At 40.3% G+C, this 7,991-nt stretch carries 8 protein-coding genes, 1 other RNA gene and 1 pseudogene; 7 read left to right on the top strand and 3 right to left on the bottom strand.

Going from position 1 to position 7,991, the window contains the following annotated elements:
- The 4 genes and pseudogenes from AC6F75_RS09510 to accC all read left to right on the top strand — a co-directional run.
- A pseudogene (locus AC6F75_RS09510) lies at nucleotides 1–312 on the top strand (hypothetical protein); the annotation flags it as partial.
- Between the two features lie 3 nt (nucleotides 313–315).
- Complete coding sequence (locus AC6F75_RS09515) at nucleotides 316–693, top strand: group III truncated hemoglobin (protein ID WP_500714770.1); 378 nt, start codon at nucleotides 316–318, stop codon at nucleotides 691–693.
- Nucleotides 694–794: 101 nt separating this feature from the next.
- Nucleotides 795–1,280 carry a biotin/lipoyl-containing protein gene (locus tag AC6F75_RS09520; protein ID WP_500714772.1) on the top strand — a complete coding sequence of 162 codons (486 nt, stop codon included), beginning with the start codon at nucleotides 795–797 and terminating at the stop codon, nucleotides 1,278–1,280.
- Nucleotides 1,281–1,387: 107 nt separating this feature from the next.
- On the top strand, nucleotides 1,388–2,833 hold the full coding sequence (gene accC, locus AC6F75_RS09525; protein WP_500714773.1) for an acetyl-CoA carboxylase biotin carboxylase subunit: 1,446 nt from the start codon (nucleotides 1,388–1,390) through the stop codon (nucleotides 2,831–2,833).
- A 1-nt stretch (nucleotide 2,834) separates the two neighbouring features.
- On the opposite strand, the gene AC6F75_RS09530 is transcribed toward accC, so the two are convergent.
- Together AC6F75_RS09530 and AC6F75_RS09535 are read right to left on the bottom strand one after the other, a co-directional pair.
- Nucleotides 2,835–4,385, bottom strand: coding sequence for a hypothetical protein (locus tag AC6F75_RS09530; RefSeq protein WP_500714775.1), 1,551 nt, complete (start codon nucleotides 4,383–4,385; stop codon nucleotides 2,835–2,837).
- Nucleotides 4,386–4,448: 63 nt separating this feature from the next.
- Nucleotides 4,449–5,519 carry a glutaminyl-peptide cyclotransferase gene (locus tag AC6F75_RS09535; protein WP_500714776.1) on the bottom strand — a complete coding sequence of 357 codons (1,071 nt, stop codon included), beginning with the start codon at nucleotides 5,517–5,519 and terminating at the stop codon, nucleotides 4,449–4,451.
- 121 nt (nucleotides 5,520–5,640) lie between these two features.
- On the opposite strand from AC6F75_RS09535, the gene ffs reads away from it, so the two are divergent.
- The 3 genes from ffs (at nucleotide 5,641) to fsa (ending at nucleotide 7,487) form a co-directional block, all read left to right on the top strand.
- Nucleotides 5,641–5,739: signal recognition particle sRNA small type (gene ffs, locus AC6F75_RS09540), an RNA gene on the top strand.
- Between the two features lie 188 nt (nucleotides 5,740–5,927).
- Complete coding sequence (locus AC6F75_RS09545) at nucleotides 5,928–6,734, top strand: SDR family NAD(P)-dependent oxidoreductase (RefSeq protein WP_500714778.1); 807 nt, start codon at nucleotides 5,928–5,930, stop codon at nucleotides 6,732–6,734.
- 99 nt (nucleotides 6,735–6,833) lie between these two features.
- On the top strand, nucleotides 6,834–7,487 hold the full coding sequence (fsa, locus tag AC6F75_RS09550) for a fructose-6-phosphate aldolase (RefSeq protein ID WP_500714780.1): 654 nt from the start codon (nucleotides 6,834–6,836) through the stop codon (nucleotides 7,485–7,487).
- A gap of 46 nt (nucleotides 7,488–7,533) precedes the next feature.
- Here the strand turns inward: fsa and AC6F75_RS09555 are convergent.
- A partial coding sequence (locus tag AC6F75_RS09555) for a thioredoxin-like domain-containing protein (RefSeq protein ID WP_500714781.1) occupies nucleotides 7,534–7,991 on the bottom strand: 458 nt, incomplete at its 5' end.

The raw sequence follows: 7,991 nt of genomic DNA on the forward strand, positions 1-7,991 counted from the left end.
CTCAACAACGGCTTGAAGTGGCAGGCCAATATTGAAACTACCGAAGGTGTTTTGGCAATGCAGGAGCATTTACAGGCATTCAGGAATTTAGGACTGGATGATTACAATCAGTTGCGCACTCAATTGGAGACTGAGTTTAAAATGATATTTGAAAAGTGTACTATGAAAGGGGAATCTCACGATCAATTGCACAATTATCTGTATCCAATGAAAGACTATTTCTCCAACCTGAGCAAAGATGCCGAAACCGCCGAAGAGGCATTTCTAACTCTTGAAAGCTATGTTCCGGTTTATTTTGATTATTTCGAGTAAACGATGAACGACATAAAAAACAGAGACGATATCAAACTGCTGGTCACTACATTCTATTCAAAAGTGAGGGAAAGTGAGGAGATTGGCTATTTTTTTAATGATACAATTACCGATTGGGACGAACACCTGGAAAAACTTACCGATTTCTGGGAAAGCAGCCTCTTCTTTAAAGCCAAATTCAAAGGCAACCCGGCAGTAGCCCATGTCAAACTTGACCATAAGTACCACAAATCCATGCAGATGGAACATTTTGGGTTTTGGATCAACCTTTGGTTTGAAACCATAGACTCGCTTTTTGAAGGTGAAAATGCCAACCGTGCCAAGCACAACGCCCGAAAGATGGCTTCTCATTTGTATCTTACTATATACGAGGCGCGTTAATTTTTTTCTGGTTTTTTTCAACTGAACTTACAATTTGTGCTACTTCATCTGTTTCTTATTTGCAGGAAGATTACCTATATTTATACCCAATATTTTTGACTATGGAATACCAATACAGTCTTAAAGTAAATAATCAGTTTGACTTTTCTTTAAGCGAAAAGAATCTTGAGCAACTGGATGTTCAGCAAAAATCTGAAAACTCTATTCATCTCATTCACGAAAACAAATCAGTTGATATCAAAATCATTTCAACTGATTTTATCAATAAAAAATACACAGTTTCTGTCAATGCAAACCACTATCATGTTGAGATAGGCACACCACTGGATGCGCTCATCGACGCTATGGGATTGGCCAGAGGAGCTATTACTGCCGTAAACGATATTAAAGCACCTATGCCCGGGTTGATTCTCGATGTTTCCGTAAAACCCGGAGATGTTGTTAATGAAGGCGATTACCTGTTGGTTTTGGAAGCTATGAAAATGGAAAACGCACTTACTGCGCCACGTGATGGGGTGGTTAAGGCAGTTTCTATTAAAAAAGGAGACACGGTTGATAAAGGGCAATTGTTGATTGAGATGGAGTAAATGATAGATGTTAGACTTAAGACCCGAGATTTGAGATTTGAAATGACAAATTTGAATTAATTGAGGAATATTAATAATGGGATACCCGCCTTCGCGGGTATGTGGATATGAAAAAAATATTAGTAGCAAATAGAGGAGAAATCGCTTTACGCGTAATGAAAACCGCCAGAAGAATGGGCATCAAAACCGTGGCCGTTTTTTCTGAAGCAGACAGAAACGCACCTCATGTTCAGTTTGCCGATGAGGCTGTTTGTATAGGAGAACCCCCATCAAACAAATCATATTTGCGAGGCGACCACATCATTAAACTTGCCAAAGAACTTCACGTGGACGGCATCCATCCCGGATACGGATTTTTAAGTGAAAATGCCGCTTTCGCGGAAGCAGTTGAAAAAAGAGGAATAATCTTTATTGGACCACGACCGCACGCCATTCGCATAATGGGGAGTAAACTTGCTGCAAAAGAAGCCGTAAAAGGCTATGACATCCCCATGGTGCCGGGTATCGATGAAGCTATAACAGACACTGTCAAGGCAAAAAGTATTGCCAATGAAATCGGTTATCCTGTTTTGATAAAGGCTTCTGCAGGAGGTGGGGGCAAAGGCATGCGCATCGTTGAAAAGGAAAGCGAACTGGAAGAACAAATGAATCGCGCTATAAGTGAAGCAGAGTCGGCTTTTGGTGATGGTTCGGTGTTTATTGAAAAATATGTTTCTTCACCCCGACATATTGAGATTCAGGTGCTGGCCGATGTTCACGGCAATGTGGTGCATCTTTTTGAACGCGAATGCAGCATTCAGCGCCGCCACCAGAAAGTGGTTGAGGAAGCACCATCGGCAGTTCTTACTCCTGATATCAGAAAAAGGATGGGTGCTGCCGCTGTTCAGGTAGCCAAAGCCTGCAATTATCTAGGGGCAGGAACAGTGGAATTTCTGCTTGATGAAAAATTGAATTTCTATTTTCTCGAAATGAACACCCGCCTTCAGGTGGAACACCCCGTTACAGAGCTCATCACCGGACTCGATCTGGTGGAAGAGCAAATCAAAATTGCCCGTGGTGAAGAACTTCGCTTTAGTCAGGAAGATTTAAAAATAAACGGTCACGCTATGGAGCTTCGGGTGTATGCTGAAAATCCGCTTGAGGACTTTATACCCAGTGTGGGTACTTTAACGCGTTATCGCCCGCCTAAAGGCAAAGGCATTCGTGTGGACGATGGTTTTGTTGAGGGAATGGAAGTGCCCATTTATTATGACCCGATGTTGAGCAAACTCATCACTTACGGTAAAACTCGTGAAGAAGCCATTCAGTTGATGATTAAAGCCATTGCAACTTATGAGGTGGAAGGTGTTTCAACAACGCTCCCTTTCGGAAAATTTGTGATGGAGCACAAGGCGTTTAGAAGTGGTGATTTTAATACCCATTTTGTGAAAAAATACTATTCCGCTGAAAAGCTTAAAGAACAAAATGAGACAGAGGCCAAACTTGCTGCAATGGTTGCACTCAAGATGTACTTAAAAGAGCGTGAAATTCTTAAGCTCCCAAAAGTGCACTAAACTAATCTTCAGGAAAAACCACACTTTCATAAGCACCCGCATCAGAGGGCGTGCCTCTTGGGGTTCCCAATAAATCAACAGGAACCAGTTGTGTTGTGGCAGGGTCGCCAATACCGTTTGCGGCAGACTCGTTGCTGATGTTTAATTTGTTTTTAAGTGGCTCTAAAAATTCCGGATTCTGGTTAAAAACAGAATTGGGATACAAGTTTGAATTTGAAAAATCAAAAAGTGGGTTGTCAGTAAACTGTCCTTGCGGGTCTTCAAACTTCAATAGCGAATTTTTAAACTCAAAATTAAAAGCCGCACCGTCCACTTTGTTTAAGAAAAATTCTCTTGTTTCACTTCCGTAAACGATGCAGTTGCTAAAATTGGCTTCTATTAGGTCTGAAACCAAAGTTTCTGTAGCACTCACCTGAAGCGAATTGTCAATCACCACAGCCGGGAAGTTTCTAAAACTTCGGTTCCAGTAATTGGCAAAAGTAGAATGCCTGAAATTGTATTTTCCACCTAATGAAATAAATAACGAAGCTTGTCCGCTATTTGAAATCACAACGTTTTCGCCATCCACATGACCGGTGCGCGCCAGTAAGCCCACATTGGAGCTGTTGTAAATTTGGGTGTTTTTAAGCGTAAGCGTGGGATTGTTTGAACCGTCATTGCTGTCCATTAAAATACCCACAACTCCATTTTTGATGGTGGTGTGGTTGAATTCGTGAGCTGTGCTTCCGGCGGTTAACCAAATGGTTCCCCATTGCCCGGGTATGTCTTTAAATGCCGGCTCTAATCTGTCTCCCTGAAAAATGATTTCATTTTCCAATAATTCGGGGTCATTACTCAAAGCACCGTTTGATTTAATTGTACCCTGATTGGCGACTATAATTCCGCTACCTTCATGAAAATGAACCCTGGCGCCGGCTTCAACGGTTAGTGTTTTGTTTGAGGGAACTGCTGCATAACCGTAGATTACATAAGGTTTTTCATTGGTAAACGTCAAATGGTCATCGTCTAAGAAAAAGCCTTCAATTCTTATTTCGTTATCATCTTCATCCACACCGAGCAGAAGAGTTTCAATGGTGCCGTCTTCAAAACGCTCGGGAAATAAGAATACCGCATCCTGAACCAGAGTAACCAGTTCAACTTTTTGATGATTGCTTCCTGAGTCAAATTCAATAGCGTCGGTATATAAAAACTGTAAATTTCCCGGGAAGGAGTTGATATCAATAGTTGTTTCGATAAAAACAAAAATGCTGTCTTTGGCTAATATCTCTACATTGGTAAAGGTTTTCCCGGCGCGACCGTTGACATTCAGGCGGTATCTGGAGTTTTCCCCCTGTCCTAATCTCACGGAAGGTATGGAGATATTTTCTTTGCTACGGTTATAAACTTTGAGGGTGTAAGTGCTGGAGCCAATGTTTGTAAAAACAGTGTCCAGATAGACGGTGTCTTTTGAAAATTCAAGATTTCCGGTGCTGGGCAGCGATTCAAAATCGTTTCGGCAGGAGCTGATAAGTACAACCAAAACCAGTATGCCCAATGTATATAAATGTCTCATTAATTTCTTTAGGTTTTCATTTCAAAAATAACCATTAACTAATTACTATTAACCAACAACCGCTTATTTTATTGTTTTTTCAAAAATTTCAATTTCAAACAATCTGTTCCAATTTTTACCGGTGACAAACAGTCGTTTTTCATCAGCGTTATAGGCGATGCCGTTTAGAACATTGTCTGTTGGGTTAAGTGATTGGTGGTTTTTTAAATTTTTATACAAGTCACTCAGGTCAATAACACCTTCTACAGCACCATTTTTGGGGTTGATGATGGCGATGGCATTTTGCTGAAAAATATTGGCATAAATTTTTCCTTCCACCCACTCCAGTTCGTTGACACTTCTAATTCGGCTGGTATTGGTGTAAATTTCGATATAACTTTCTTCAGTAAGGTTATCTGGATTGAGTGTCCATATTTTTTCTGTGCCGTCGCTTTTGTAGATGGTTTCGCCATCATTACACAAACCCCAGCCTTCCTCACTTTTGGAATAGACAAAGCTTCCGGTTTTTTCGAGGGTTTCAAGGTTGTAGATAAATCCAACGTTTTCGCGCCAAGTCAACTGGTAAATTTTATTGTTTAAAATGGTTATGCCTTCACCAAAATAATTACGGTCCAAATCCACTTGTTTAACCACTTCACCGGTTTTGTAATTGATTTTTCTGAGACTGGACTTTCCGTATTGCCCTGTACTTTCATAAAGGTAGTCACCATAAAATTCCAGGCCTTGGGTATAGGCATCCACATCATGTGGAAATTCGTTTACAATTTTGTAAGTGTAGAGAATAGGTCGATCTGAAGCAAGTATTAAAACATCTTTAGAAGGGGTTTCAGTTTTTCTGCCCATGTAAATTTTGGCATGTAAAATCCGGTTGCCGAGTTTTTGATTTTCGAGAGCAACCGTGAAAACTTCATCAGCCCCAGCTTTACCCATCCTGTTTTGGTCAATATAATAGACCGCGGAGTCTGCTAGCTTTTGTTTGGTGTTTTCAAGCGAAACGGTGAGTATGTCATTGGGGGTATAGGATGGTTTTTGCTCCTTGACAATGATTTTAAACGTGTTTTCTTCGGTTTGTTTTCCACCGCAAGAGATTAAAAAAACAGTGAATAAGAAGATGCCAGATATGTGAATTTTCATTTTATGGGGTTTAGCCTATTGTGATTAAACATCTAACAAAGGTAGTATTTGCCTGAAAACTTTTAAGTTTTAATTTACAAAAAAATTCTTGCGAAAGCTTAAAAAGATAGTATCTTTGCAGCGGCAAGTCCTACACAACCAGCTCCTGTTGAATCCTCCAGGGCGGGAACGCAGCAAAGGTAAATGGTCGTAGCGGTGTGATGTAGGTAGCTTGCCATTTTTTTATTCCCGCGAAGGCGGGAATCCCTACCGAGCAAGAGTAAGCCTCATTCCCGCGAAGGTGGGAATCCCATCAAAGTTAAAAAATCATTTTCCATTCAGCTTTTATACATAACAGATTTCATCATTCTTCAATCCGCTTAACCCCATATCTAAAATTTATCTGATATTTGCAGAAACACAAGTGATATGTCTAAAATGGTGTGTATAACCGGAGCTTCTTCGGGCATTGGTAAATCCATCGGCGAGTATTTAACTGAAAAGGGCTATACCGTCATTGGTTCCAGCCGAAATCCGGAAAAATATCCCAACTCTCAATTTCAATTGTTTCAACTGGATGTCAGGGATGAAGCTTCTGTAACGCAATTTACTGAAAAAGTGCTTTCTACAGCCGGAAGAATCGATGTTTTAATCAATAATGCCGGAATGGGCATTACAGGCCCCATAGAAGAAATTCCTGATGAGGAAATCAAAGGGGTTTTTGAAACCAATTTTTTTGGACCGGTAAGGGTCATTAAAACGGTTTTACCCCAAATGCGAAAACAAAAGAGCGGACTCATCATCAACGTCACTTCAATTGCGGCCTATATGGGCTTGCCGTATCGCGGGTTTTATTCCGCCAGTAAATCGGCTTTGGAAATCACTACTGAAGCACTGCGCATGGAAACCAAGCAGTTTGGCATTGAAATCACCAATGTGGCACCCGGCGATTTTGCCACCAACATTGCAGCAGGGCGTTATCATGCCCCATTGCTGGAAGATTCTCCATATAAAAAGGCTTATGCCGACACCCTCAACCTGATGAATACACACGTCGATGCCGGTAAAGACCCGCTTGAAATGGCCAAAGCCATACACAGCATCATTGAAACCAAAAAGCCTAAAGTGAGGTACAAAGTGGGTGATTTTATGCAGAAGTTTTCGGTAGTGCTGAAAAATAACCTTCCGGGAAAACAGTATGAGAAATTGCTGATGAAGCATTACAAATTGAAGTAGTTATCAACATTAATTTTTGTATAATTATTTCTTCATTGTCACTCGCTTGTCAAATACTTATTTTATTTTTACGCCTTAAAACAAATTTACACACATACCATGAAGTTTTTTATAGACACTGCCAATTTAAATCAAATCAAGGAGGCCCAGGATCTGGGAATACTAGACGGGGTAACCACCAATCCTTCTTTAATGGCCAAAGAGGGCATCACCGGAAAAGACAATATTTTAAAGCATTATGTGGACATTTGCAACATTGTTGAAGGCGATGTTTCTGCTGAAGTCATTGCCACCGACTTTGAAGGAATGGTAAGGGAAGGTGAGGAGTTGGCAAGTTTACATCCACAGATTGTGGTGAAAATACCAATGATTAAAGACGGTATCAAAGCCATCAAATACTTTACAGACCAGGGCATAAAAACCAATTGCACGCTGGTGTTCTCTCCGGGACAGGCATTGCTTGCCGCCAAAGCGGGAGCCACTTATGTTTCTCCATTTATCGGAAGGTTGGACGATATTTCAACAGACGGTTTAAACCTCATTGCCGAAATCAGATTGATTTATGACAATTATGGGTTTGAAACCGAGATACTGGCAGCTTCGGTCAGACATACCATGCACGTGATTGACTGTGCCAAACTAGGAGCCGATGTGATGACCGGGCCGTTGTCTTCAATCTTAGGATTGTTAAAACATCCTTTAACAGATATAGGTCTGGAACAATTTTTGGCTGATTACAAGAAAGGAAATTAAGGAAATTGATTATAGAAAATATAAAACTCCCGATTCAGGGAGTTTTTTATTGGTTTAAAATTCCAAGTAATTCTGATTCGAACCCTGCGCTGAACAAATTAGTATGATTGTCAATGATTTTGGCATTTTCATCTACTATCATTGCTTTATTGACAGTGTTAATGATTAGATGCTCCATTGCTTTTGTTGGTTCATGAAAACGAAACTCATGGTTTTTGTTGTATCCATGTCTGTTGATGATTTGTTTCCAGGTGTCTTTGTCGGCATCGGTATTAATGGCAATAAAATCAAATTCGGGATACTTAACTTTCAACTCGTCTACTTTGGAATGTATATTCCTTAAGTGATTAATGGAGTTTATGGACCAGAAGTATAGAACAGTTGGTTGATTAATGATTTGTTCAAAAGACACCCTTTCGCCATTAAAATTATAAATAGTCAAATCGGGTAGTTTTTTTTCGGGCATTAATTTCAATGAGGCCTCAGAAATTTTAATCATTTCTT

Source organism: Planktosalinus sp., assembly GCF_059864935.1.